Here is a 25,160-nt window from a genome sequence, read left to right on the forward strand (position 1 = left end):
ACGCCGACAAACCTGCCATCCTTTCCGCAATTCGAGGTGGGGAATGATTCGATGGCAGCATTCGATTCCACGTGTATGAGGGCGTGTTTCGCGCTGGCGATCCTCCTCGCGGCATGTGTCTTCATCGGCATCATGCCCGCCACTGCTGCGGAAGGCACCGTCTTCGACGAATTGCGCTTCGGCGCAATCACCTCGATTTCCAATCACGACAATGGCGGCGAGGATGGCGTCTTCCCGGCCTTCACCGCCTATTTTGATCCCTTCGCCAGTGCATCTGCGGTGACGCTCGGCCAGAAACTCTCCCGCCCCCGGCTGCATATCGGTGGCGAGATCGGCACTGAGGGCTCGGCGAATACCATTTACGGCGGCGTAAACTGGACCTTCGATCTCAACCCGAAGATCTTTCTCGATTTCGGTTTTGGCGGCCTCTGGCACGATGGCAAGCTGAGAAACAGCGCCGGCGAAACCGGTGCGGAATTTGGCTGCCGGTTGCTTTTCCACGAATATGCGGCGATCGGCTATCGTTTCGATAATAACTGGAATATTTCGACCCAGATCGAGCATGCATCACACGCCAATCTGTGCAACGGCCCGAATGACGGGCTCACGCGCGTAGGCCTTATGGTCGGCTACAGGTTCTGAAGAAGCCAAGAAAGCAGCGTTTTGCGGGTAAAACCGCGCATTTTCCTGTCGCACCATCGAGCCTCTTGCGCTAAAGAACCGGAAACTTTCCTCGGCTCGAACCGCGTGAGACCTATGTCGATTTCAAACTCCATCAAGATCACCCCGGAACTCGTTGCATCCCACGGGCTGAAGCCCGACGAATACCAGCGTATCCTCGACCTGATCGGACGGGAGCCGAGCTTTACCGAGCTTGGCATATTCTCGGCCATGTGGAACGAGCACTGCTCCTACAAGTCGTCCAAGAAGTGGCTGAAGACCCTGCCGACCAAGGGACCACGCGTCATTCAGGGCCCCGGCGAAAACGCCGGCGTTGTCGATATCGACGATGGTGACTGCGTCGTCTTCAAGATGGAGAGCCACAACCACCCCTCCTATATCGAGCCCTATCAGGGTGCGGCGACTGGAGTCGGCGGCATTCTGCGCGACGTCTTCACCATGGGTGCACGCCCGATCGCCGCCATGAACGCGCTGCGTTTCGGCGCGCCCGACCATCCGAAGACCCGCCACCTCGTGGCTGGCGTCGTTGCCGGTGTTGGCGGCTACGGCAACTCCTTCGGCGTGCCGACGGTCGGGGGCGAAGTGGAATTCGATCCGCGTTATAACGGCAACATCCTTGTTAACGCCTTCGCCGCCGGTCTTGCCAAGTCAGACGCGATCTTCCTCTCGGAAGCCAAGGGTGTGGGCCTGCCGGTGGTTTATCTCGGCGCAAAGACCGGCCGCGACGGCGTCGGCGGCGCGACCATGGCATCTGCCGAATTCGACGAATCCATCGAGGAAAAGCGCCCGACCGTTCAAGTCGGCGACCCCTTCACCGAAAAGTGCCTGCTGGAAGCCTGCCTTGAACTGATGAAAACAGGTGCGGTCATCGCCATTCAGGACATGGGCGCGGCCGGCCTCACCTGCTCGGCCGTTGAAATGGGCGCCAAGGGCGACCTCGGCATCGAGCTTGACCTCAATGCCGTGCCGGTGCGCGAGGAACGCATGACGGCTTATGAAATGATGCTGTCGGAAAGCCAGGAGCGCATGCTCATGGTTCTCGAACCTTCCAAGGAGGAAGTCGCCAAGGCGATCTTCGTCAAATGGGGTCTGGATTTCGCCATCGTCGGCAAGACCACCGACGATCTGCGTTTCCGCGTGCTGCACAATGGCGAGGAGGTCGCCAACCTGCCGATCAAGGAACTGGGCGATCAGGCCCCGGAATATGACCGCCCGTGGACGCCCGCCAAGGTGCCCGCACCGCTTTCGGAAAACGACGTCCCCGCCGCCGATATCGCCGATGCGCTGGTATCGCTGGTCGGTTCGGCCAACAACTCCTCGCGCCGCTGGGTCTACGAACAGTATGACACGCTGATCCAGGGCAACTCCCTGCAGCTGCCGGGCGGCGATGCCGGTGTGGTGCGCGTTGAAGGCCATGACAAGAAGGCGCTCGCCTTCTCCTCCGACGTCACACCGCGTTATGTCGAGGCCGATCCCTTCGAAGGCGGCAAGCAGGCCGTGGCCGAATGCTGGCGCAACATCACAGCAACCGGCGCTCTGCCGCTGGCGGCCACCGACAACCTCAATTTCGGCAATCCGGAAAAGCCCGAGATCATGAGCCAGCTCGTCCATGCCATCAAGGGCATCGGCGAAGCCTGCCGCGTGCTGGAATTCCCGATCGTTTCCGGCAACGTCTCGCTGTATAACGAGACCAACGGCCAGGCGATCCTGCCCACCCCCACCATCGGCGGCGTCGGCCTGCTGAAGGATTGGGGCCGCATGGCGCGCATCCGTTTCGCCGCCGCTGACGAAGTGGTGCTGCTCGTCGGCGCCCCTGCCGGTCTCGGCACACATATCGCCCAGTCGGTTTACATGCGTGACATTCATGGCCGCATCGATGGTCCGGCGCCGCATGTCGATCTGGCCGCTGAAAAGAACAACGGCGATTTCGTCCGCAGCCTCATCACCGACGGTCTTGCCACTGCCGTTCACGATTGCTCCTCGGGCGGTCTGGCGCTTGCAGTCGCCGAAATGGCGATTTCGTCGGGCATCGGCGCGACCATCGACGCGGTCGAAGGCCACAACCCGGTCCTCACCTTCTACGGCGAAGATCAGGGCCGTTACGTTCTGACGGTCAAAAAGGCCGATCTCGACGAGGTGCAGACTGCGGCGAAGGCGGCGGGCGTTTCCTGCCCGGTCATCGGCGTTACCGGCGGTTCCACCGTAAAGCTGGGCACGGCGCGGGCTGTCGAGATTAAAGAATTGCACTTGGCCTATGAATCGTGGTTCCCTCAATTCATGGACGGCGAAACTTTGCTCGCCGCAGAATGAATTAAGGAGAAACACCATGCCCATGAAACCCGGCGACATTGAAGACATGATTAAGGCGGGAATTCCCGGGGCAAAGGTCACGATCCGCGATCTGGCCGGTGACGGCGATCATTACGCGGCGGAAGTCGTTGCGGAAGCATTCAAGGGCAAGACCCGCGTGCAGCAGCACCAAATGGTCTATGACGCGCTGAAGGGCAATATGGGCGGCGTTCTGCATGCTCTTGCCCTGCAGACCTCGGCTCCCGAATGATAACGCCCGTGAAAGCGGTTCCGGCAACAGACCGTCTCTGTCCCGCCTGCGGCAGAGCGTGAAACCTGCGGAATAAATCAAGGCCCGCGTGATACTCTCACGCGGGCCTTTTTCATGTCCGGCCGAATGGGTCGTCGCCGCTTACAAAACGGGCGGCGTCTGTGAATCCAGAGCGGCGAAAGAGGCCGCAGGCAAAGGCCCCGCCGTCAGCAGGGTAAAATCGTAACCGGATCTGCGGTCCGGCCCCAGAACATATTGCCGGTGCATGCGCAGGAAGTTGCGCTTGTTCTTCTTATAACGGTCCGGCGAGAGCGAATGCTTGAAACGGATCGGCACGATCTTCGGCTGCGGCGCATCCCTGTGACCAGTCAGGCCAACGGTATTGCACCGGTAGAGATGAATAGGATCGGTCAGGCACTGGATATCGAACCATGTCACCTCTGGGTGACGCGCGATCGTGCCGACGCTTTGGCGAAGCCGGTCGGCACTCGACAGGAACGCACATTGCAGCGCCGCCCCGCCCAAGGTCGCAAAGGACAGTTTTCGGCCATCCAGCGCATTCGGCTTCAGCTCCAGCACGCGGCCGATCACGGCGAGCGCAAGGCTGGCGCCCATGCTGTGGGAAACCACCAGAACCTCGTCCGCGGGCTGCTCCAGCGCCGTCAGAACGAGTGCTGCCCTCTCCTCGATCCAGTCACGGGCAATCGGTTCATCGCGGCCGACTGCGAGCGCGAACCGCCAGTCCGCATAAAGATGCAGGGTGTGAAACCGCTCCGCAAACGGCAGGAACGCCTTCACGAAAAACAGGGCGGCGACGGGAAGGCTGATCGCCAAGAACCAGAGAGGTAGAGCGAAAATTAGGGGCACCAAGGCAATAGCCGCCGCAACGGCGCCGCCGACAAGCATCAGCAGGAACGGAAAGATGAAGAACAGCCCAAAACGCCAGGCGTGGCGGAAGTAACGCGCCGCACCGCCCTCGGCGATGATGCCGGCTCCGGCCTTGAAACCGAGCCAGATCTGCCGCCAGACGGGCTCATCCCGCAATTGCGATATCACGGCATTATGGTCGTAGACGAAAATGTCGGAGCGGGTCCGCCAGTCGCCCGCCGAGGCCTCAACCGTGAATGTTTCGCCCCCGGGTGCATTCTCCAGCGGTCCCACGGCATAATCGACATCCCATGTCTTGCCGGAGAGCGCCGCCGCCCGCTGGTAACGCAGATGATGGGCGGCCGCATCGAGCGGATCGAAACCGGGGAAATAAAGAACAAGTCGTGACTTGACGGCTGGCATGCATGAACCTTCGGCCGGAGCATTTCCAGTAAAAGCGCAATCGCTTTTACGTCAGGACAATGCGTAAAAACAAAGAGATAGCGCGCTTTTGCGTTTCGGAGAAAAGCAAATGCGCGCTAGAGACACCCGAAAGGATCGCTTGATACAGCGGGCGATGCACGTATAGTAAAAATCGCGACGGAAATGTGATTTATTTATCGGTGAGGGAAATTTGTCTGGCATCGTCGATCAAGTACTCAACGGCGTCGTCAAGGGCGCGCTGTCTGAAATCCTCACCAAGACCGGCATCCGCAAGACCCGCCGCACGCGTCGGACGAAAAGCACCGGCTCGCTGGCCGGCGGCATCGTCGGCTCCGTTCTGGAAGCCGCGATCAACGCCGCAGTTAAACCCAAGCCAGCCAAGAAGCAGGTGAGTAAAAGGCGCACAGCCGCCGCCCGCAGCCGGCAGAGATATCGCTGAACCGCCACAGGCCGATATTTGACATGTCGTGCACCGCATCAGGGACGGATTTTTTACGCTTTCCGGGTGGAAATCGCGCCGCGACATGTTATTTAGAGGCTAACAGAAAGCAGCGGCCTTGAACCGCATGTGAAAGGAATAGGCCTATGAGCGGCATTCACGACATGATCGACAGCGAAGTGAAGAGCAACGACATCGTTCTTTTCATGAAGGGCACCCCGCAATTTCCGCAGTGCGGTTTTTCCGGCCAGGTGGTACAGATCCTCGATTATCTCGGCGTCGACTACAAGGGCATCAACGTGCTTGCCGATGCAGATATCCGCCAGGGCATCAAAGACTACTCCAACTGGCCGACCATCCCGCAGCTCTACGTCAAGGGCGAATTCGTCGGCGGCTGTGACATCGTAAGAGAGATGTTCCAGTCCGGCGAACTGCAGAACCACTTCCAAGAACAGGGTATCAGCGTCCGCGGCGCGGCCTGATTTCGGCCGGTTCATCCGGCCCACCCTGATTGTCAGAAATTTATGCCAGGCGTTGCTTCATGCAACGCCTTTGCCGTTCTTTTTGGGGCAATCCTGTGACAAATCTTTCACAATCCACCGCTTCGCGAGCAGGCTCGATGGGGCGCACGGAATTCATCGCGCTTGCCGCGATGCTGATGGCGCTGAACGCGCTCGCCATCGACATCATGCTGCCCGGTCTTCAGGAAATCGGCGCCTCGCTGGGCGTGGAGAACGAAAACCACCGCCAATATGTGATTTCCGCCTATCTTCTCGGCTTCGGCATCGCCCAGCTTCTGTACGGACCGATTTCGGACCGTTTCGGACGCCGCAAGCCGATGTTCGTCGGGCTTGCCATCTACATCGTTTCAGCCATCGCAGTGGTCTTCGTACCGTCCTTCTCAGGGCTGCTGATGCTGCGCTTCATTCAGGGCATCGGTTCGGCGGCCACACGTGTCATCACGGTCTCCATCGTGCGTGACATCTATGGCGGACGGCAGATGGCGGAAGTCATGTCGCTGATCATGATGGTCTTCATGGTCGTGCCGGTCATCGCGCCCGGCACCGGCCAGATCGTGCTGTTTTTCGGTGACTGGCACCTGATCTTCGCTTTCATGGCGGCCATTGCCGCCGTGGTGACGGCCTGGATGTATTTCCGCCTGCCGGAAACCCTGCATCCGGACGATATCCGCCCCCTGACAGCAAGCTCCATCCTCGGCGGTTTCAAGATCGTGCTCACCAACCGTATCGCGCTCTGCTATACGCTCTCCAGCACCTTCATCTTCGGGGCGCTGTTCGGCTTCATCAACTCGGTCGAACAGGTCTATAAGGGCATTTACGGGCTCGGCGCATGGTTTGCGGCGGCCTTTGCGGGCGTGGCGCTGTTCATGGCCTTCTCGTCCTTCGTCAATGCAAGGCTGGTCGGCCGGTTCGGCATGCGCAAGCTGTCGCACGGCTCGCTGCTCGGCTTCATCGCCATCACCTTCGTCTGGCTGCTGGTGCAGGTGCTGGGGCCGGAACCGATGCCCTTTGCCATCTTCATCGTGTTCTTTGCACTCGCCATGTTCCAGTTCGGCTGGATCGGCTCGAACTTCAACTCGCTGGCGATGGAACCGCTCGGCCACGTCGCCGGCACCGCATCGTCCGTCATGGGCTTCATGGGAACCGTCGGCGGCTCGCTGATCGGCGCGGCCATCGGCCAGTCTTTCGACGGCACGGCGCTGCCCATGGTGGCGGGCTTCTTCGCCGTCTCCATCGTCGGCCTCATCTTCGTGCTGATCGGTGAAAAGGGCGTGTTGTTTCAGGCGCATAACAAGCCGACACGGTAACAACGGTTGAAAAAGAAGAGGGCGCGGAATTCTGTTCCGCGCCCTTTTTTATGGTGCGAACTGCCCTCACCCATCGCCGTCACCCCGGACTTGATCCGGGGTCCAGCCAGCCCAAGTCCTTGGGCTGAGAAAAGTCTTTCCGCCGCGCAGACGCGCTGCGGCTGGATGCCGGATCAAGTCCGGCATGACGGTGGAGGGTGTTGCGCGCCCGTCCCCACGAATCCGAAGCTTCAAACCGTAAAAATCTTCTCCCGCAGCAGTTCCCACGTCTCCTGATCCGGCGCGAGCAGCAGCCCGCCATCCACATGGCTCGGCAGATAGGGCGAACCGTCGAGGCGTGCCGCATAGGCGCCCGCCTCCTGCGACAGCAACGTGCCGGCCAGATGGTCCCAGGGCATCAGCTTGTTATACATCAGGAAATGCATGTGGCCGCCGCAGAACAGGCGATATTCATGCGCCGCGCAGCGATAGCTGGTGAAGAGCCGCACATCGGCGAGGTTCGTCAGGATCTTGCGCCGTGTCTCCACGTCGAAATAGCCGGTATTGGCGATGCCGACCATCTGCGACAATTCCGGGCCCGGCACGACCGACATCTGCGTCTGCGAACCGTCGGCGCTGCAAAGCCACGCGCCGGAGCCCTTTTCGGCAATCGCCCAATCATTGCCCATCGGATCGAAGACAAGGCCGGCAACGGTCTCACCCTTGGAGATGACGCTCATCATCACGCCGAAGAGCGGCAGGCCGGAAGCGAAATTATAGGTGCCGTCGATAGGATCGACCACCACGGCAAGATCGGCATCGGCAAGCTTGCCGAGCAGCGAGGCATCCGCCGCCACCGCCTCTTCGCCGATGAACAGTGCATCAGGCATGATGTCCTGCACACGCGCACGGATCAGCCGCTCTGCGGCCTCGTCGGCCTCGGTGACGAGGTCGATCGCCTCGGTCTTCATCCGCACATCGCCTTCGCCCAGATTACGGAACCGCGGCAGGATTTCCACTGCCGCCGCCTCCTGAAGCGCATTGGCAAGAGAGGCGATGTCGAGTTCGAGAGCCATGGGCGATATCCTTCTATTTGAGCGCGATGTTATAAGGCGACGATTTCCCGTCGCAGCATCTTCCAGCTTTCCTTGTCGGGAGCAGACAGAATGCCGCCCTCCGTCTGCCCCGGCCGATAGGGCGTATTGTCGAAACGGGCCGTGTAACCACCCGCCTCCTGATGAATGAGCACGCCGGCGAGATGATCCCACGGCATCAGCTTTTCATGGCCGATGAAATGCAGCTTGCCGGCCGAGGCGAGCCAATATTCATGTGCCGAGCAATTGAGTGACAGCGCCATCTTGATCTTCGCCATATTGGCGGCGATCACCGGCCGGCGATCCTGATGGCTATGGCCCCAGGAAAAGATGCCGACCATGTCGGACAATGGCGCGGGATCGGCGACTCTGAGCTTCGCCTGCGAACCGTTCCTGCGGTTGAGAAACGCGCCCTCGCCTTTAAGGGCAACGATGGTATCGCCCATCACCGGATCGTGGATGATGCCCGCCACCGTCTCGCCCTTGACGGTGACCGCAAGCAGCGTGCCGAAAGCGGGAAAACCGGAAGCGTAATTGAAAGTGCCGTCGATGGGATCGATCACGAAGGCAAGCGGCGCATCGGCAAGTGCGGGAATGACGGATTGGTCCGCCTCATAGGCCTCTTCGCCGACAATATGGGCCTTCGGAAATCGCTGAAGGAGAGCGGCGGTGATCGCCTTTTCCGCCAGAACATCGGCCTCGGTGACCAGATCGACGGCAGAGGTCTTTTCGGAGATCGCACCGGCGCTCAGGTTTCGGAAGCGGGGAAGAATTTCATTTGCGCCGGCAGCGGCAACGGTGGAAACGAGAAAGTCGATATCTTTGTCGGAAAGGGTCATCGGGCGGGGCACTTCTTCATAAGGGGGAGTTGGCCTCCCTACGCTCTTCAGGTGACGCCCCGGTGACAGAAAGCGCCGAAAAATCAAAAAGCTTCGGATCGAGCAGATGCGACGGATTGACATGGGCAAGCGCCCTCAGCATCACGTCCTTGCGGCCCGGCATACGCCGCTCGATGTCGGCCAGCATCTCCTTCATGGCATTGCGCTGAAGCCCGTCCTGCGAGCCGCAGAGGTCGCAGGGAATGATCGGGAATTCCATCGCCGCCGCGAATTTCGCCATATCTTCCTCGGCGCAATAGGCGAGCGGGCGCATGACCATCAGGTCGCCCTCATCATTCAAAAGCTTCGCCGGCATGCCGGCCAGACGGCCGCCATGGAAGAAGTTCATGAAGAAGGTTTCGAGAATATCCTCGCGGTGATGGCCGAGCAGCAGCGCGTCACAGCCCTCCTCCCGCGCGATGCGGTAGAGATTGCCGCGCCTGAGCCGCGAACAGAGCGAACAGTAAGTGCCGCCGGACGGCACCTTTTCCTTCACCACGGAATAGGTGTCGCGATATTCGATGCGATGGGGCACACCGATCTTCGCCAGATACTCCGGCAGGACATGCTTTGGAAAATTCGGCTGGCCCTGATCGAGATTGCAGGCGACCAGTTCCACCGGCAAAAGGCCGCGCCATTTGAGATCGAGCAGCAGCGCCAGAAGACCGTAACTGTCCTTGCCGCCGGAAAGGCCGACCAGCCAGCGCGTCTGGCCCTTCAGCATGTCAAAATCTTCAAAGGCCTGGCGCACATTACGCAGCAGCCGTTTGCGCAGCTTGTTGAACGAGACCGAGCGCGGCGCGTTGTCGAACAGCGGGTGCGAGTTACCGCTCTCTTCCGGCGGTTCCTGATCTGCCCCGACCTTCTCCGCGATGTCATCGATCCTGGTGAGAATGTTCATCATCCGCTCGCTCCGGCACGACTGCCGTTCTTCATGCAGGCAATGCCCCCATCCGCCGGCAATATCAAGCCCCGAATACCGACCAGCCGGTTTTCGTCGCCAGCATTTCCAGCGCCTGTGACCCGAGCGCCGAGTTGCCGACCTTGTTGAGACCCGGCGACCAGACCGCAATCGACGCGTTGCCTGGCGCCACCGCCATAATGCCGCCGCCCACGCCGCTCTTGCCCGGCAGGCCGACATGATAGGCGAAATCACCCGATCCGTCATAATGGCCACAGGTCAGCATCAGCGCATTGATGCGTCGCGCCCGCCGGTCCGAAACGACCGTGTGGCCGGTCAGCGGATTGCGGCCGCGATTGGCAAGGAAAAGCCCGGCACGGGAAAGCTGGGCGCAGGTCATGGAAAGCGCGCACTGGTGGAAATAAACACCGAGCGTATATTCGACGGGATGGTGCAGATTGCCGAAGGAGCGCATGAAATTGGCGAGCGCGAAATTGCGGAACCCCGTCGCCTGCTCGGATTTCGCCACCGTGTCGTCGATGCTGATCGTGTCATCGTCCGCGAGGTAACGCACGAAACGCAGAAGCTCACCGATTGCCTCGCGCGGCTGATGGCCGGCAAGCACGATATCGGTGACCACGATCGCGCCGGCATTGACGAAGGGATTGCGTGGGATGCCGTGCTCATGCTCCAGCTGGACAATGGAGTTGAAGGAGGAGCCCGAAGGCTCGCGCCCCACCCGGTTCCACACCGTTTCCCCCGCCTTGCCGAGCGCGAGCGTCAGCATGAAAACCTTGGAGATGCTCTGGATCGAAAACGGCGTCAGCGCATTGCCGGCCGTATAGGTGGTTCCATCGACAGTGGTGATGGCGATGCCGAACTGGTTGGGATCGACCTTGGCGAGTTCGGGAATGTAATCCGCAACCTTCCCCTCGCCGAGCCTCGGCGCCATGCTGTCGTAAATGGAATCGACGATCGCCTGAATGTCCTGCATGCAAAGCCTTCCCCGCAAACAAAAAAGCCGCCCCGAAGGGCGGCTTCCTGAATACTGAAACGCGTCGATTAACGCGAGTAGAATTCGACGACCAGATGCGGTTCCATGACGACCGGGTACGGAACGTCGGAGAGAGCCGGAACGCGGGCGTAGGTCGCAACCATCTTGTTGTGGTCAACTTCGATGTAGTCCGGAACGTCGCGCTCAGCGAGCTGAACGGCTTCCAGAACGGTTACGAGCTGCTTGGACTTCTGGCGAACTTCGATAACGTCGCCCGGCTTGCAGCGGTAAGAACCGATGTTGACGCGAACGCCGTTAACCGTGACGTGGCCATGGTTGATGAACTGGCGCGATGCGAAAACGGTCGGAACGAACTTGGCGCGGTAGACGATGGCGTCCAGACGCGACTCGAGCAGGCCGATGAGGTTTTCGGAAGTGTCACCCTTGCGACGGTTTGCTTCGTCGAAGGTGGCGCGGAACTGCTTTTCGCGCAGTTCGCCGTAGTAGCCCTTGAGCTTCTGCTTGGCGCGCAGCTGCGTGCCGAAGTCGCTCATCTTGCCCTTGCGGCGCTGGCCGTGCTGGCCCGGGCCGTATTCGCGGCGGTTAACCGGGGACTTCGGACGGCCCCAGATGTTTTCGCCCATGCGGCGGTCAATTTTATACTTAGCCGATTCGCGCTTGCTCATCGTATTTCCTTCTCAAAAGGTTATGCCGGTCTGTTACCAAACCGGTTCAAGGAAACACGCCCTCCTCTGAAGCCCGTTTCAGGGCCTCTGACAGGCTTCTCACATGCAAATGGAGAAACCACGGGACATGTCGGTGATATTGACCGCCGAACGTCAGTTCTTAAACTGCAGGGCAGTCAACAAAACACACCGGACATCACTGCCCGGCGTTGGGGCGGCTTCTACAGAGCTTTCACGAATTTGTCAAACAAGGCCTTTCGCTTTTTTCTGAAGTCTCCTCTTGAAAAGCGAAAGTGCCCACCCATCTCTCCATCGTGATCAGAACTCGGGCCCCTCTGGCGTGTTACCGGACAACACGTGATGTCGAGTTTGTTAAGGTTGGGGCCACGTACATGTCTGTTTCACGTCCCCCATCCGTAAAGCCAACCTCGTCCGGCTAAAGGTTGACTGATGGACTTTCTTCTATCGGATTTTCTCGGCACCCCCACATGGATGTGGGCGGTCTTCATTTCCCTCGTCCTTGGCCTTCTCGCGCTCGATCTAGGCGTGCTGCATAAAAACTCCAAGGAAATTGGCGTTCGTGAAAGCCTGCTGATGTCGGGCTTCTATATTGTCATCGGCTTGGCCTTCGGCGGCTGGATCTGGTACCAGTCCGGCGAACAGTCGGCGATGGAATATGTCACCGGCTTCGTGGTCGAAAAAAGCCTGGCGATGGACAATATCTTCATCATCGCAATGATTTTCTCCTATTTCGCCATTCCCCGCCAATATCAGCACCGCGTGCTGCTCTGGGGCATCCTCGGCGTGATCGTCCTGCGTGGCATCATGATCGCGGGCGGCGCGGCCATCGTCGAAAACTTCCACTGGGTGCTTTATCTCTTCGCGGCCTTCCTCGTCTTCACCGGCCTCAAGATGCTGTTCTCGTCCGACCATGACGAGTCCGATATCGGCAATAACCGCATCCTGAAGTTCCTGCGCAGTCACCTTCCGGTGACAAACAGGCTGCATGGCGAGAAATTCTTCGTCAAGGAAACCGATGAGACCACCGGCAAACTCAAGACCTTCGTCACGCCGCTCTTCCTGGCGCTCATCATGGTCGAAATCGCCGACCTGATCTTCGCAGTCGATTCGATCCCGGCGATCTTCGCGATCACCACCGATCCGTTTATCGTCTACACCTCGAACATCTTCGCGATCCTCGGTCTGCGCGCCCTTTACTTTGCGCTCGCCGCCCTCATCCACCGCTTCGCTTATCTGAAATACGCGCTGGCTGCGGTTCTGGTCTTCGTCGGTTCGAAGATTTTCGTCGCCGACATGCTCGGCATCGCCAAGATCCCGCCTGCCGTCTCTCTCGGCGTCACCGTCGCCATCCTCGCAACCGGCATCATCGGTTCGCTGATTGCGACGCGAAAGGAAGCAAAGGCCATTGAGTAATGATGAGCACGGAGGAGGCGGAAACGCCTCCTTAACCTCTTTCAGAGTTTCCGCTGACGGATAAATTTGCCACCGCCACATAATATATACGCCGTCACCCCGGACTTGATCCGGGGTCCAGCGCGATCAAGTCCTTGATCGCAAAAGACCCTACTCACGGCGCAGAAGCGCCGTGGCTGGATGCCGGATCAAGTCCGGCATGACGAGTAAAGATATCGACGCAAACAAACCTGCCGCAACCTCACTCCGCCGCAAGCCGCGTATCATCCTCAACCGCATCCGCATCACCGGGTGCGGTTTTTGCGTCGAGATCGGGAAATGCCACGATGCGCTTGCCGGAGAAATCGGCATGGACCACCACAAGCTCCTTCTCCTCGAAATAACCGAGCAGACGCCGCGCGCGGCGGGCGGAGTGGGTGCCATAGGCGCGGGCGATCCGGGCATCCGACGGGCAAGGCTCTTCACCAAGCGCCGCCTTGACCAGCAACAGGAAAACACCCTGCAGGTCATCGGAAACCGAGGTCGAAAGCTGCAGCGCCTTTTGCCAGCCTTCGCTTGCCGCCATCTCCGCATCCACGCCGGAGCGAGCAATCGCCACCTGCCGGCGGAATTCCGGCAGCGTCATCGGCGTTCCGGGAATGCGGCGCATACGGGCGCGCACCAGAAAGTCCTGGTAGAGGACCGCGTCCGTGCGATAGGCCGATTGCGGGTCGTCGAGAATTTCGACGAGAACCGCCGAAATCTTTTCCTCGCGCTCCTCCGGCGACATTTCCGGCTGGCCTGCGCGCGGCGATTGCTCAGGTGTTGGACCGACGGCGGCGGGTGTGGAACGGGAGAGCTCTGCCAGAATATCCGTGGTCGGACGGGGCGCGGGCGGCGTGCGGCGCACGGCAGCGCGCGTGAACTCTTCCGGATCAGGCGTGAAGATAAGGTCTTCGACATCCTGCGGGGCATCCGGTAGCGGCATCAGCTTCGGTGAAGAGGAGCGCGCCGAGGTTTCCACCGCCCCGATGACGATTGGCAGCGGACGGCGCGACAGCGCCGGGCCGAGCGCCACAAAATTGCCGCGCTGAAGATCGCGGAACATTTCCGCCTGCCGCCGGTCCATGCCGAGGAGATCAGCGGCGCGGGCCATGTCGATATCCAGGAAAGTGCGGCCCATCAGGAAGTTCGAGGCTTCCGCGGCCACGTTCTTGGCAAGCTTGGCCAATCGCTGCGTGGCGATGACGCCGGCGAGACCACGTTTACGGCCACGGCACATCAGATTGGTCATCGCGCCAAGCGAGGCCTTGCGGGCATCTTCCGTGACTTCACCAGCAACGGAGGGCGCAAACATCTGCGCTTCGTCCACCACGACAAGCACGGGATACCAGAATTCGCGATCGGCATCGAACAGGCCATTGAGGAAAGCGGCGGCCGCCCGCATCTGCTGCTCGATATCGAGACCTTCCAGCGTCAGCACGCAGGAGACGCGGTGCTGGCGAATGCGGTTAGCGATGCCGGCGAGTTCGGCTTCCGTGCGCTCGCCATCCACCACCACATGACCGAACTTGTCGGAAAGCGTGACGAAATCACCCTCGGGATCGATGATGACCTGCTGCACCCATGGCGCCGATTGCTCCAGCAGCCGCCGCAGAAGATGCGACTTGCCGGAACCGGAATTGCCCTGCACCAGCAGGCGCGTCGCAAGCAATTCTTCAATATCGAGCTTGGCCTGCTGCCCGCCCGATAGGGTTCCCATGTCGATGCCGACCTGCAATGTTCCATTCCTCGTGCTGGATATCATCCGGCCGATTCCCTGAGGCTCGGCCGAAGATGCTCTTTACCAAAAAATCGGCTCTTGCGTCTCATCCGTGCCGATAATGCACAGGCAATTCACGCTCAGCCCTGCGGAGACCTGACCCAGAAGCGTGAAATGCCGATGCGACGACCGAAGACGTTGAGCGCCAGCCCAAGAATGACCAGTGCTGCACCGATGATTTCGAAAACGGTTATGTGTTCGTCAAAGGCGAAATAGGCACTGATGAACCCGACCACAGGCACCAGCAGCGAAAACGGCGCGACTGTTCCAGCCGGATACCGCAGCAGCAGATAACTCCAGATACCAGCGCCGACTATGGTCGCGCCATAGGCCATGTAGATCACCACGAACGCCATGGTCGGCGTGGCATTCACCACCCCTGCGGCAATCGCTTGAGGTCCCTCCACCACAAGCGACAGCAGGATCAGCGGCAGAACGGGCACAAGGCTGGTCCAGGCAACGAAGGAGACAGCATTGACCTGACCGATGCGGCGATTGACGATGTTTCCGCAGGCCCAGGCAATCGCGGAACCGACGCCCATCAGGAGCGGCACCAGCGCTGCCGCCGTCATCCGCTCCACACCGATGACCGCCAGCCCGCCAAAAGCGATGATCGCGCCGAAGACCTGCGAGAGCAACGGCCGTTCACCGAGGAACACTACGGCAAGCGCCAGCGTGAAGAAGGCCTGCGACTGCATGACCAGCGAAGCGAGCCCCGCCGGCAGGCCGAGCTTGATGGCGGGGTAAAGCAGGCCGAATTGCACGAAGCCCATGGCCATGCCGTAAACGATCATGTGTCGCCACGGTACATTGGGTTTCGGCAGGAAGAACACCAGGGGCACCGCCGCAAAGAGATAACGCACACCCGTCAGGAACAAAGGCGGCATATCCATGACGCCAATCTTGATGACGACGAAGTTGAAGCCCCACAAAAACACGGTGATCAGGGCGAGGAAAATATGCGGCAATGCCATTTTGTTATGTCCGAATTTCAGGCGATCGAGATGTGCCTTACGGCGCGACCGCCCTCTTCCAGCCAAAGGCAATGAGACCGGCGCCAACAAGGAGACCGCCGCCCGTGCGGTTGACGATGCGCTGAACCTTCGGCTTGCGGATCGTATTACGGGCGGCACTTGCCAGAAGTCCATAAAGCGCCGCATTCACGGTGGCAAGCACCAGGAAGGTCGCTTCGAAAATCAGCACCTGCGGCCAGAAGGGCAATGTCGGCACCAGAAACTGCGGCAGGAAGGCCACGAAGAACACGATGCTCTTGGGGTTCAACGCCGTGACGATATAGGCGTGCAGGAAGATTTTGAGCGGCCTTTCGCGTCCCGTCACGCCCGTGTTTTCCGCCGCGTCACCAACCGGCGAACGCCACAGCTTGATGCCGAGATAGATGAGATAAGCCGCACCGATCCATTTAAGCCCGGTGAAAAGCGCCGCCGATGTAGCAAGCAGCGCGCCTAGCCCCAGCATCGAGGCCGTCATCGCGGTAAAATCACCAAGCGCCACACCCGTCACCGTCGCCGTGCTGGCCTTGCGGCCATGGCCGAGCGCATAAGAAATCACCAGCAGGATCGTTGGTCCCGGAATGGCGAGCATGATGGCGGATGCGGCCACGAAGGCCAGCCAGTTCTCCAGCGGCATGGTGAATCTCCCTATCTGATTTTTAGGAGCAAGCCACCAAAACCGGAAGGTATCAAGCCAAATCTTCGAAGATTATGCCGCCCTGTCATCCAACGGACGAACGGGCGGCTGCTCACGTTTCATCGCCTGTGCAAGATCGTAATTCGACTGCGTGGCAAGCCATGCCCGCGCGGTGCTGACCCCTGCCCGCTCCAACCGTAAGGCAAGGTCTGGGCTGACCCCTGCCCGTCCGTTCAAGACCCGCGAAAGCGCTACGCGCGACATTCCAAGCCTTTCAGCAGCGTCTGTTACGGAAAGCCGAAGTGCGGCAATAACCTCCTCCCGTAACAACTCACCGGGATGAACAGGAAATTTCATCATTGGAACAATTCCCTTCGGTGATAGTCCTGATAGTCGACAAGTTCGACGTCGCTATCCAGAAATCGAAACGTCACGCGCCAGTTTCCATTCAGCCATATGGACCAGCGGCCCCTCATGTCACCCTTTAACGGATGAAGTTTGAGACCAGGAAGATTAAGATCAGGAACGCCTGCCGCAACCTCAAGCATGGTTAGTATTCGGCCAAGCTTGGCGGCATGGGCAGGCTGAATACCCTTCGTCGTCCCGGAACGATAAAAAGCTTCCAGTCCTTTGTGCCGGAAACTGACGATCATGGGAACAGCGTATCCTGTATCGCATCGCTATACAATACGTAACGGCAGAGATGCGGCGGCCTCCCCGACATTTCTTTGCCGGAGAGGCCTTTGCCAATCAAAACCGGGGCGCCCAGTGAGGGACCTCCCAATCCCGCCGCCGCTTCACCCGCGACGGGTCAAGGCCGATATCGACCAGCAGGCGCTCTGGCAGATCGGCAGGATCGGTCGGCGGTGCGCGCGGCACCACTGCGGCAATGAGAACCGCCTTCAGGGTTTTCCAGACACCGAATGTGACGAACAAGCGATCGACCGCATCCGGCAGCGCATATGCTACCAATGGTTGATTTTTCTGCATGGGAAATCCATCCCGGCGCGGCAAAGCGGCCAGGTCCTTTATCGATGGAAAACGACATGCCGAAACGGTGAGCGCAGCACTCATGCCACGCAAACGCGCAAGTCACATGTCGGACGAAGTGAAAATGCCAAACGGCAAGGAAATCAGGCCATAAGCCTTATCGGAGGGAGATGCCTCGCATCACATAACCGCCGATAAACATGCCGGAAAGGCCTGACATGCCGTTAAGGCGCATATTGATGTCATTGGTCATTCCACGCCTCCATTTATAGCGGTTACAGACAAGATGCATCTTACACAAGAAATCCGGCGCGACAAGTGGTCGCAATCTCGAATTGCAAAAGACGAATAAAACAGATGCAAAAATACAACAGGCGCTCAGGCCGCCGAAACGCTGAGACCGAAACCCTGCATCAGCCGCCGGGTGGCGAAATCCGGCTTGCCGGAGGTGAAGACGGCAAAATCGAAACCATCCGGATGCTCCGCATCCTGCGGCAGCGGCACGAGGTGGCGCGCGCGCCGCGCAATCGCCTCGGCGGGGTCGAGCCAATCCACCGGCCATGGCGCCAGCCTGCGAAACAGATTGGCCATGAAGGGGTAATGGGTGCAGGCAAGAACGACGATATCCGTGCGTTTTCCCTCGCTGTCGATGAAGCAGGGTTCGATTTCGGCAAGCACCGCCTCATCCGAAACCGGCTCGCCCCTGATCCAGCTTTCCGCCATGCGCGCCAGGTTTTCAGAGCCGACGAGGCGGACATGACATTGGCTGGCGAAGGACTGGATGAGATCGCGCGTATAGGCGCGCTTAACGGTGCCCGGTGTCGCCAGCACGGAAACGAGGCCCGAGCGGGTGCGCTCCGCTGCCGGCTTGATGGCGGGCACAGTGCCAACGAAGGTCATCTGCGGAAAGCGGGCGCGAAGATCTGCGCCAGCGAGCGTGAAGGCGGTGTTGCAGGCGATGATGCAGACTTCCGGGCTATAGTCGTCCAGCAGCTTGTCGAAGAGCGAGAGAATGCGCGCCTTCAGCGCTTCCTCCTCCCAGCCGCCATAGGGAAAACCCGCATCGTCGGCCACATAGATGAAGCCGCGCTCGGGCATCAGCACCCGCGCCTCGCGCAGCACGGTCAGCCCGCCAATGCCGGAATCGAACACCAGCACCGGTTTCAGCACATCGGCCGCCGCCTCACTCGTCTTCAGCATTCTCCCCTGCTCCCTCGGCCGACGGCCCCGCTGCCCTTCCCGCCTGCTTCGGCCATTGCCGGGGAAAGCGGTCGAGCGAATTGATCACGCCACGGAAAACACTGATTTCCTGCTCGGAAAACCCGCGCCGCGACAGCACGGCGCGCAGATTGTCGACCATTTTCGGCTTTTTTTCAGCGGGATGAAAATAACCCCGCGCGTCCAGCGCTTCCTCGATATGTTCGAACAGGCCGAAAACCTGTTCCTTAGTCGAAGGGCGCTGTTCGACGGACTGGAAAAGCGTCTCTCCCAGATCGTCCATGCCGGATTTCATCCATTCATAGGACATCAAAAGCACGGCCTGCGCGATATTGAGCGAGGCAAAAGCGGGATTGACCGGAAATGTCACGATCTCGTCGGCCAGCGCCACTTCCTCATTGGTCAGCCCCCAGCGCTCGCGCCCGAAGAGGATACCGGTCTTTTCGCCAGCCTTGAATTTTGCCCTGAGCGTATCGGCGGCGGTGACGGGCGCACGCACCGGCTTGAAACCGTAACGCTCACGCGCGGTCGTGGCATAAACGAAGTTCAGGTCCTTGATCGCCTCTTCCAGCGTCTCGAATACCTTCGTGGCGTCAATGACATGATCGGCCTTGGAGGCTGCGGCGCGCGCCTTCTCGCTCGGCCAGCCGTCACGCGGATTGACCAGACGCAATTCGGCCAGGCCGAAATTGGCCATGGCCCGCGCCACCATGCCGATATTTTCGCCAAGCTGCGGTTCGACGAGAATGATCGCCGGGCCTTCCGCCACAAGTTCGAGATCGCTGTTTGTGCCTGCCATCGTCTTTTGTCCGTGTGTTGAAGCGTCGCATCGATTTTCAGCCCGACGCGCTAAAGCGCGCTTCACTGGCACAGATCGGCGCCAAAATCAAAGCCGGCGCGGAGAAAGCCTGGCTCTACCCCGCTGGCAAGACGCCCCTTATTGCTCTCCCTTGATGATCGTCGCCATCTCTTCGCGCAGCGAATCCCTGCCCTCATCGCCAACCCGGTGAATATCGCTGATGACCGGGCGGCCGTCTTCCTCGATGACATCGAAATGCACTTCGTCAACCGTCGCCTTCATCTCCGCCTCGTCCATGCAGGCCCAGAGCTTGAATTTCGCCGTCACATCCGTCACGCCGTCCTTCACCGCGCCCGGCGTCACGGAAACATCGGCCAGCGGGCAGCCATCCTGCGAGTTCGTCACGACATCGTAACCAAAGGGATCGCCGGTCTCGCCGCTTTCGGCCTCGTAAGCCGGCTTCTTGGAGGCTTCGCGATATTGCGCGACGAAATCCTTGCTGAAGAGGCTGGTCAGCATGTCCTCGTCGAAAACGTATTTCCAGTTTTCCGCCTCGCCCGACCAGTTCTTGACGGTGATATCCATCACCTTCTGGACGGGATCGGCAGGCCCGGCGGCGAGCGCGCTATGCGAAAAGAGGACGGCGGCAGTCAGAAGCAGAATATTCCGCATGATGTGATCCCGGGATAGGCCCGACAGGCGGGCGAAGCGATTCGCCTGACTGTATTCCGGCATTGTGGTTTGGCAATGCGCAAAGCGTTATTGCGCTGCGCCAAAAAAGCGCCCCCCATGGCTTTGCCTCAGGCGCGCGCGATGCTATAGCCGCACCGGATATTTTTCCGGATACCGGCGCCATCCGGCGCCACAGCTTCGAAGGTGAGGAATTCATGGCAAAGATCAAGGTAGCCAATCCGGTCGTCGATCTCGACGGCGACGAAATGACCCGTATCATCTGGCAGCTCATCAAGGACAAGCTGATCCTGCCATACCTCGATCTCGACATCGAATATTACGACCTCTCGGTTGAAAACCGCGACGCCACCAACGACCAGGTCACGGTCGATGCAGCGCACGCCATCAAGAAGCATGGCGTCGGCATCAAGTGCGCGACCATCACCCCGGATGAGCAGCGCGTCGAGGAATTCGGCCTGAAGCAGATGTGGAAGAGCCCGAACGGCACCATCCGCAACATTCTGGGCGGCGTCATCTTCCGCGAGCCGATCATCTGCAAGAACGTTCCGCGCCTCGTTCCCGGCTGGACCAAGCCGATCGTCGTCGGCCGTCACGCTTTCGGCGACCAGTACAAGGCAACCGATTTCAAGTTCCCCGGCAAGGGCAAGCTGACCATCAAGTTCGTCGGTGAAGACGGCCAGGTCATCGAAAAGGACGTCTTCGACGCCCCGAGCGCCGGCGTGGCGCTTGCCATGTACAACCTCGACGAATCCATCCGCGAATTCGCCCGCGCCTCCATGAACTATGGCCTGATGCGCAAGTGGCCGGTTTACCTCTCCACGAAGAACACCATCCTCAAGGCCTATGACGGCCGCTTCAAGGATATCTTCGAAGAAGTCTACCAGACCGAATTCAAGGCGCAGTTCGACGAAATCGGCATCACCTACGAGCACCGCCTGATCGACGACATGGTCGCTTCCGCTCTGAAGTGGTCCGGCGGCTACATCTGGGCCTGCAAGAACTACGACGGCGACGTGCAGTCCGACACGGTTGCTCAGGGCTTCGGCTCGCTCGGCCTGATGACCTCGGTTCTGCTGTCTCCCGATGGCCGCACGGTTGAAGCCGAAGCGGCACACGGCACGGTGACACGCCACTACCGCCAGCATCAGAAGGGTCAGGAAACCTCGACCAACTCGATCGCTTCGATCTTCGCCTGGACCCGTGGCCTCGCCCACCGCGCCAAGCTGGACGACAATGCGGAACTGGCAAAGTTCGCGGCAACGCTCGAAACCGTCTGCGTCGACACCGTCGAAAGCGGCTACATGACCAAGGATCTGGCGCTCCTCATCGGACCGGACCAGCCCTGGCTCTCCACCACCGCCTTCCTCGACAAGATCGACGAAAACCTCAAGAAGGCAATGGCGGCTTAAGCCGGCCTTCCCAGTGACTTCAAAACCCGGCCTCAGCGCCGGGTTTTCTTTTTTGTTCACAGTATCTTGATTAGCCGTTGTACTAGGCGCAGACTTCGATTCCGCGTGCTGCGGCCAGTACAACAATAAGACAAAGCTTAAACAGCATCTATTTGCACATAACTTGCCCGGCACAGTCAAACGTTCATCGGAGCATCGGCGCGATCTTAGGGAACACGCGAAGGATGTTGCGAACTTTAAAAATACGAAGCGCAGGCGCGAAATCCGCATCGGTTTTCCATGATGCTTCAACGATTTTGCTTGGGGAGGCAAAAGCATGAGTGAATTGATCTTCTACACCAACCCCATGTCACGCGGACGCATCGCGCGATGGATGCTTGAGGAAGTGGGCGTTCCTTACCGAACGGAAATACTGGGCTTCGAGACCTCGATGAAATCGCCCGCCTACCGGCTGATAAATCCGATGGCGAAGGTGCCCGCCATCAAACACGGCGATACCATCGTTACCGAGGCGGCGGCGATCTGCGCCTATCTCGCCGATGCCTTTCCCGGCGCGAACCTTGCGCCCACACCCAAGGCGCGCGGGCTTTATTATCGCTGGATGTTCTTTGCCGCAGGCCCGCTGGAAATGGCGGCGAGCATGAAGGCGATGGGTTTCGAAGTGCCCAAGGAGAAGCTGCGCATGGCCGGCTGCGGCAGCTATGCGGATGTGATGAATACACTTGAGCGGGCCGTCAGCGAAAACCGCTTCATCGCCGGCGATCTCTTCACGGCGGCGGATGTCTATGTCGGCGCCCATATCGGCTGGGGCCTGCATTTCGGCACCATCGAAAAACGCCCGGCCTTTCTCGATTACATGGCCCACCTCACCGACCGCCCGGCCTTCAAGCGGGCAGCACAACTAGATGAGGAAGCGGCAAAGGATTTGCAGGCGGCGGGCTGAAAGACGGGAAGACCTGCACCAACCGTTCGTGCACCGGAAGGCTTGAACCGAAAGCAAAAGGGCGGGGTAAAACCCCGCCCTTTTCAATTTCCACTGGCTAGGCCGCCAGGGCCGCTGCCACCGCCTCGATGGCATCCTGCGCCTTTGCGCCATCGGGACCACCCGCCTGCGCCATATCCGGTCGGCCGCCGCCGCCCTTGCCGCCAAGTGCGGCGGAAGCGGTGCGGACGATATCGACAGCGCTGAAACGGGCCGTCAGATCTTCGGTCACGGCAGCGACAGCGCTTGCCTTGCCGTCTTCGGAAACGGCGATCAGCAGCACGACGCCCGAGCCGAGATTGGCCTTGGCCTCATCGGCAAGACCCTTGAGATCCTTGGCATCGATGCCAGACATGGATTTCGCCAGGAAGTTGACGCCCGCGACCTGCTTGACGTCGCTTGCGCCGGCATCCACCGAACCGCCGCCCATGGCAAGCTTCCGGCGGGCATCGGCAAGCTCGCGCTCCAGCTTCTTGCGCTCATCGAGCAGACCTTCGACACGCGACAGCACATCGCCCGGCTGCACCTTCAGCGAAGAAGCAAGCGCCTTCACCCGCTCATCCTGTTCGGCCAGATAGGCAAGCGCGCCCTGCCCGGTTACGGCTTCGAGACGACGCACACCGGCACCGACGGCGCTTTCGCCGAGAATGCGAATGAGGCCGATCTGGCCGGTGGCCGCCACATGCGTGCCGCCGCAAAGCTCGACGGAATAGGGACGGTTGGCTTTTGCGCCATGCAGGCCGGTGCCCATGGAGACAACGCGAACTTCGTCACCGTATTTTTCACCGAACAGCGCCATGGCGCCCTCGGCAATGGCGTCGTCGACGCTCATCAGGCGGGTCACGACCGGCGAGTTCTGCAGCACGATTTCGTTCGCCATTTCTTCAACGACCTTCAGCTCCTCGGCCGACATCGGCTTCGGATGCGAAACGTCGAAACGCAGGCGCTCGGGCGCAACCAGCGAACCCTTCTGGGCAACGTGTGTGCCGAGCACTTCGCGCAACGCCTCGTGCAGCAGGTGGGTGGCGGAATGGTTGGCGCGCAGGCGCGAGCGGCGGTCATGATCGACCGTCAGCTGAACGGCATCGCCAACTTTCAGACCGCCCTTGGAGACCGTGCCCAAATGCACAAAGAGGCCTTCGCCCTTCTTCTGGGTATCGGAAACGGCAAAGGCGCCATTGTCGCCGGAGATCACGCCGGTATCACCCATCTGGCCGCCGGATTCGCCATAAAACGGCGTCTGGTTGACGACGACCTGCACCGTCTCGCCATCGGCCGCACTATCCACCGACTTGCCGTCCTTGACGATTGCCTGGATGACGCCTTCGGCGGTTTCGGTGTCGTAACCGAGGAATTCGCTAGCACCGAGCTTTTCCTTGAGCTCGAACCAGACGGTCTCGGTCGCCTTGTCGCCGGAACCGGCCCAGTGCGAGCGGGCTTCGGCCTTCTGGCGCTCCATCGCATCGGTGAAGCCGGAAATATCGACGCCGATTTCGCGGGCGCGCAACGCATCCTGCGTCAGGTCCAGCGGGAAACCATAGGTGTCGTAAAGCTTGAAGGCGGTCTCGCCATCCAGCATGTCGCCCTTGTGCAGCGTCGAAGTGGCGTCGGAGAGCAGCGACAGGCCGCGTTCTAGCGTCTTGCGGAAACGGGTTTCCTCAAGCTTCAGCGTCTCGGAAATCAGCGCCTCGGCACGCACCAGTTCCGGATAGGCGCGGCCCATCTGCTGCACCAGCGCCGGCAAAAGCTTGTAGATCAGCGGCTCGCGCGCGCCGAGAAGCTCGGCGTGGCGCATGGCGCGGCGCATGATGCGGCGCAGAACATAGCCGCGACCTTCGTTCGACGGCAGAACGCCATCGGCGATCAGGAAGGCGGACGAACGCAGATGGTCAGCGATGACGCGGTGGCTGGCGCGTTTTTCGCCTTCGGCCGGAACGCCGGTCGCTTCCACGGAAGCGGCAATCAGCGCGCGGAACAGGTCCGTATCGTAATTGTCATGCTTGCCCTGCAGCAGCGCCGAAATACGCTCAAGGCCCATGCCGGTGTCGATCGACGGGCGCGGCAGGTCGATGCGCTCTTCCTTCGTCAGCTGCTCATATTGCATGAAGACGAGGTTCCAGATTTCGATGAAACGGTCGCCATCTTCTTCCGGCGAGCCGGGCGGGCCGCCCCAGATATGATCGCCATGATCGTAGAAGATTTCCGAACAGGGACCGCAGGGGCCGGTATCGCCCATCGCCCAGAAATTGTCGCTGGTCGGAATGCGGATGATGCGGTCGTCGGAGAAACCGGCGATCTTCTTCCAAAGGTTAAAGGCCTCGTCGTCGGTGTGGTAGACGGTGACCAGCAGACGGTTGCGGTCGATGCCGAATTCCTTGGTGATCAGGTTCCAGGCATGGGTGATCGCCTCTTCCTTGAAATAATCGCCGAAGGAGAAATTGCCGAGCATTTCGAAAAACGTGTGGTGACGGGCGGTATAACCGACATTGTCGAGATCGTTATGCTTGCCGCCGGCGCGCACGCATTTCTGCGCCGAGGCGGCCGTGGAGTAGGGACGGCTTTCAAGACCGGTGAAGACGTTCTTGAACTGCACCATGCCGGCATTGGTGAACATCAGTGTCGGATCGTTGCGCGGCACCAGCGGGCTGGAGGGCACGATCTCGTGTCCGTTCTTCTTGAAGTAGTCGAGAAAGGTCGACCGAATTTCATTCACACCGCTCATGCCCACACACCGCTCACAGCTGGAGTCCATCACTTCCACCCCGAAGGATGGCTATATTGCAAAATCACTGGCTTTTATCGTCCGCACCCGGCCCTGTCCAGCCATGGAGGCCCG

The 25,160-nt window shown here is 60.0% G+C and carries 25 protein-coding genes; 9 read left to right on the forward strand and 16 right to left on the reverse strand.

Annotated features, from left to right (window positions below; all coding sequences use genetic code 11):
- Positions 1-51 precede the first annotated feature (51 nt).
- The 3 genes from F3H58_RS00550 (at position 52) to F3H58_RS00560 (ending at position 3,241) form a co-directional block, all read left to right on the forward strand.
- The gene (locus tag F3H58_RS00550; protein WP_149740884.1) at positions 52-642 is read left to right on the forward strand and encodes an acyloxyacyl hydrolase; all 591 of its coding nucleotides are present in this window, start codon (positions 52-54) and stop codon (positions 640-642) included.
- A 114-nt stretch (positions 643-756) separates the two neighbouring features.
- Positions 757-2,991 carry a phosphoribosylformylglycinamidine synthase subunit PurL gene (gene purL, locus F3H58_RS00555; protein ID WP_149740885.1) on the forward strand — a complete coding sequence of 745 codons (2,235 nt, stop codon included), beginning with the start codon at positions 757-759 and terminating at the stop codon, positions 2,989-2,991.
- 16 nt (positions 2,992-3,007) lie between these two features.
- Complete coding sequence (locus F3H58_RS00560; RefSeq protein ID WP_003507909.1) at positions 3,008-3,241, forward strand: BolA/IbaG family iron-sulfur metabolism protein; 234 nt, start codon at positions 3,008-3,010, stop codon at positions 3,239-3,241.
- Between the two features lie 141 nt (positions 3,242-3,382).
- On the opposite strand, the gene F3H58_RS00565 is transcribed toward F3H58_RS00560, so the two are convergent.
- The gene (locus tag F3H58_RS00565; protein WP_149740886.1) at positions 3,383-4,531 is read right to left on the reverse strand and encodes a hypothetical protein; all 1,149 of its coding nucleotides are present in this window, start codon (positions 4,529-4,531) and stop codon (positions 3,383-3,385) included.
- Between the two features lie 211 nt (positions 4,532-4,742).
- Here F3H58_RS00565 and F3H58_RS00570 point away from each other — a divergent pair, with 211 nt between their 5' ends.
- From F3H58_RS00570 to F3H58_RS00580, 3 genes are all read left to right on the forward strand, one after another.
- Positions 4,743-4,991: a hypothetical protein gene (locus F3H58_RS00570; RefSeq protein WP_137003692.1), complete on the forward strand. Its 249-nt coding sequence runs from the start codon at positions 4,743-4,745 to the stop codon at positions 4,989-4,991.
- Positions 4,992-5,137: 146 nt separating this feature from the next.
- Positions 5,138-5,473, forward strand: a complete 336-nt coding sequence (gene grxD / locus F3H58_RS00575; protein ID WP_003520429.1) for a Grx4 family monothiol glutaredoxin — start codon at positions 5,138-5,140, stop codon at positions 5,471-5,473.
- 137 nt (positions 5,474-5,610) lie between these two features.
- On the forward strand, positions 5,611-6,819 hold the full coding sequence (locus F3H58_RS00580; RefSeq protein WP_065655211.1) for a multidrug effflux MFS transporter: 1,209 nt from the start codon (positions 5,611-5,613) through the stop codon (positions 6,817-6,819).
- Positions 6,820-7,049: 230 nt separating this feature from the next.
- On the opposite strand, the gene F3H58_RS00585 is transcribed toward F3H58_RS00580, so the two are convergent.
- From F3H58_RS00585 to rpsD, 5 genes are all read right to left on the reverse strand, one after another.
- Positions 7,050-7,874 carry an inositol monophosphatase family protein gene (locus tag F3H58_RS00585; protein WP_149740887.1) on the reverse strand — a complete coding sequence of 275 codons (825 nt, stop codon included), beginning with the start codon at positions 7,872-7,874 and terminating at the stop codon, positions 7,050-7,052.
- Between the two features lie 29 nt (positions 7,875-7,903).
- Positions 7,904-8,731, reverse strand: a complete 828-nt coding sequence (locus F3H58_RS00590) for an inositol monophosphatase family protein (RefSeq protein WP_035263086.1) — start codon at positions 8,729-8,731, stop codon at positions 7,904-7,906.
- A 16-nt stretch (positions 8,732-8,747) separates the two neighbouring features.
- On the reverse strand, positions 8,748-9,674 hold the full coding sequence (gene ttcA / locus F3H58_RS00595; RefSeq protein ID WP_406568440.1) for a tRNA 2-thiocytidine(32) synthetase TtcA: 927 nt from the start codon (positions 9,672-9,674) through the stop codon (positions 8,748-8,750).
- A gap of 61 nt (positions 9,675-9,735) precedes the next feature.
- Complete coding sequence (locus tag F3H58_RS00600) at positions 9,736-10,665, reverse strand: glutaminase (RefSeq protein ID WP_003520424.1); 930 nt, start codon at positions 10,663-10,665, stop codon at positions 9,736-9,738.
- A gap of 68 nt (positions 10,666-10,733) precedes the next feature.
- The gene (gene rpsD / locus F3H58_RS00605; protein WP_003520423.1) at positions 10,734-11,351 is read right to left on the reverse strand and encodes a 30S ribosomal protein S4; all 618 of its coding nucleotides are present in this window, start codon (positions 11,349-11,351) and stop codon (positions 10,734-10,736) included.
- 450 nt (positions 11,352-11,801) lie between these two features.
- On the opposite strand from rpsD, the gene F3H58_RS00610 reads away from it, so the two are divergent.
- Complete coding sequence (locus tag F3H58_RS00610) at positions 11,802-12,785, forward strand: TerC family protein (protein ID WP_078052773.1); 984 nt, start codon at positions 11,802-11,804, stop codon at positions 12,783-12,785.
- 241 nt (positions 12,786-13,026) lie between these two features.
- On the opposite strand, the gene F3H58_RS00615 is transcribed toward F3H58_RS00610, so the two are convergent.
- The 9 genes from F3H58_RS00615 to F3H58_RS00660 form a co-directional block, all read right to left on the reverse strand.
- Complete coding sequence (locus F3H58_RS00615; protein ID WP_149740888.1) at positions 13,027-14,571, reverse strand: helicase HerA domain-containing protein; 1,545 nt, start codon at positions 14,569-14,571, stop codon at positions 13,027-13,029.
- A gap of 95 nt (positions 14,572-14,666) precedes the next feature.
- On the reverse strand, positions 14,667-15,560 hold the full coding sequence (locus F3H58_RS00620) for an EamA family transporter (RefSeq protein ID WP_149740889.1): 894 nt from the start codon (positions 15,558-15,560) through the stop codon (positions 14,667-14,669).
- Between the two features lie 37 nt (positions 15,561-15,597).
- A complete protein-coding gene (locus F3H58_RS00625) occupies positions 15,598-16,233 on the reverse strand; it encodes a LysE family translocator (protein WP_149740890.1) in 636 nt (211 codons plus the stop codon).
- Between the two features lie 72 nt (positions 16,234-16,305).
- Complete coding sequence (locus F3H58_RS00630) at positions 16,306-16,593, reverse strand: HigA family addiction module antitoxin (RefSeq protein ID WP_149740891.1); 288 nt, start codon at positions 16,591-16,593, stop codon at positions 16,306-16,308.
- Positions 16,590-16,886 carry a type II toxin-antitoxin system RelE/ParE family toxin gene (locus tag F3H58_RS00635; RefSeq protein ID WP_149740892.1) on the reverse strand — a complete coding sequence of 99 codons (297 nt, stop codon included), beginning with the start codon at positions 16,884-16,886 and terminating at the stop codon, positions 16,590-16,592. The genes F3H58_RS00630 and F3H58_RS00635 overlap by 4 nt, the downstream gene beginning before the upstream one ends.
- Before the next feature lie 97 nt (positions 16,887-16,983).
- On the reverse strand, positions 16,984-17,223 hold the full coding sequence (locus F3H58_RS00640; protein WP_065655931.1) for a hypothetical protein: 240 nt from the start codon (positions 17,221-17,223) through the stop codon (positions 16,984-16,986).
- 378 nt (positions 17,224-17,601) lie between these two features.
- A complete protein-coding gene (murI, locus tag F3H58_RS00650) occupies positions 17,602-18,423 on the reverse strand; it encodes a glutamate racemase (RefSeq protein ID WP_080856500.1) in 822 nt (273 codons plus the stop codon).
- Positions 18,407-19,240 carry an RNA methyltransferase gene (locus F3H58_RS00655; RefSeq protein ID WP_003520414.1) on the reverse strand — a complete coding sequence of 278 codons (834 nt, stop codon included), beginning with the start codon at positions 19,238-19,240 and terminating at the stop codon, positions 18,407-18,409. The genes murI and F3H58_RS00655 overlap by 17 nt, the downstream gene beginning before the upstream one ends.
- A gap of 138 nt (positions 19,241-19,378) precedes the next feature.
- The gene (locus F3H58_RS00660) at positions 19,379-19,912 is read right to left on the reverse strand and encodes a hypothetical protein (protein WP_188128725.1); all 534 of its coding nucleotides are present in this window, start codon (positions 19,910-19,912) and stop codon (positions 19,379-19,381) included.
- Between the two features lie 215 nt (positions 19,913-20,127).
- On the opposite strand from F3H58_RS00660, the gene F3H58_RS00665 reads away from it, so the two are divergent.
- Both F3H58_RS00665 and F3H58_RS00670 read left to right on the forward strand, forming a co-directional pair.
- Positions 20,128-21,342, forward strand: coding sequence for an NADP-dependent isocitrate dehydrogenase (locus tag F3H58_RS00665; RefSeq protein ID WP_063948674.1), 1,215 nt, complete (start codon positions 20,128-20,130; stop codon positions 21,340-21,342).
- Between the two features lie 316 nt (positions 21,343-21,658).
- Entirely contained in the window at positions 21,659-22,285 is a 627-nt protein-coding gene (locus F3H58_RS00670) for a glutathione S-transferase family protein (RefSeq protein WP_149740893.1), read from the forward strand.
- 97 nt (positions 22,286-22,382) lie between these two features.
- Here the strand turns inward: F3H58_RS00670 and alaS are convergent, their stop codons facing one another.
- Positions 22,383-25,046: an alanine--tRNA ligase gene (gene alaS, locus F3H58_RS00675; protein WP_149740894.1), complete on the reverse strand. Its 2,664-nt coding sequence runs from the start codon at positions 25,044-25,046 to the stop codon at positions 22,383-22,385.
- Between the last annotated feature and the right edge of the window lie 114 nt (positions 25,047-25,160).

Source organism: Rhizobium sp. NFACC06-2 (assembly GCF_900101425.1).
GTDB lineage: Bacteria > Pseudomonadota > Alphaproteobacteria > Rhizobiales > Rhizobiaceae > Agrobacterium > Agrobacterium leguminum.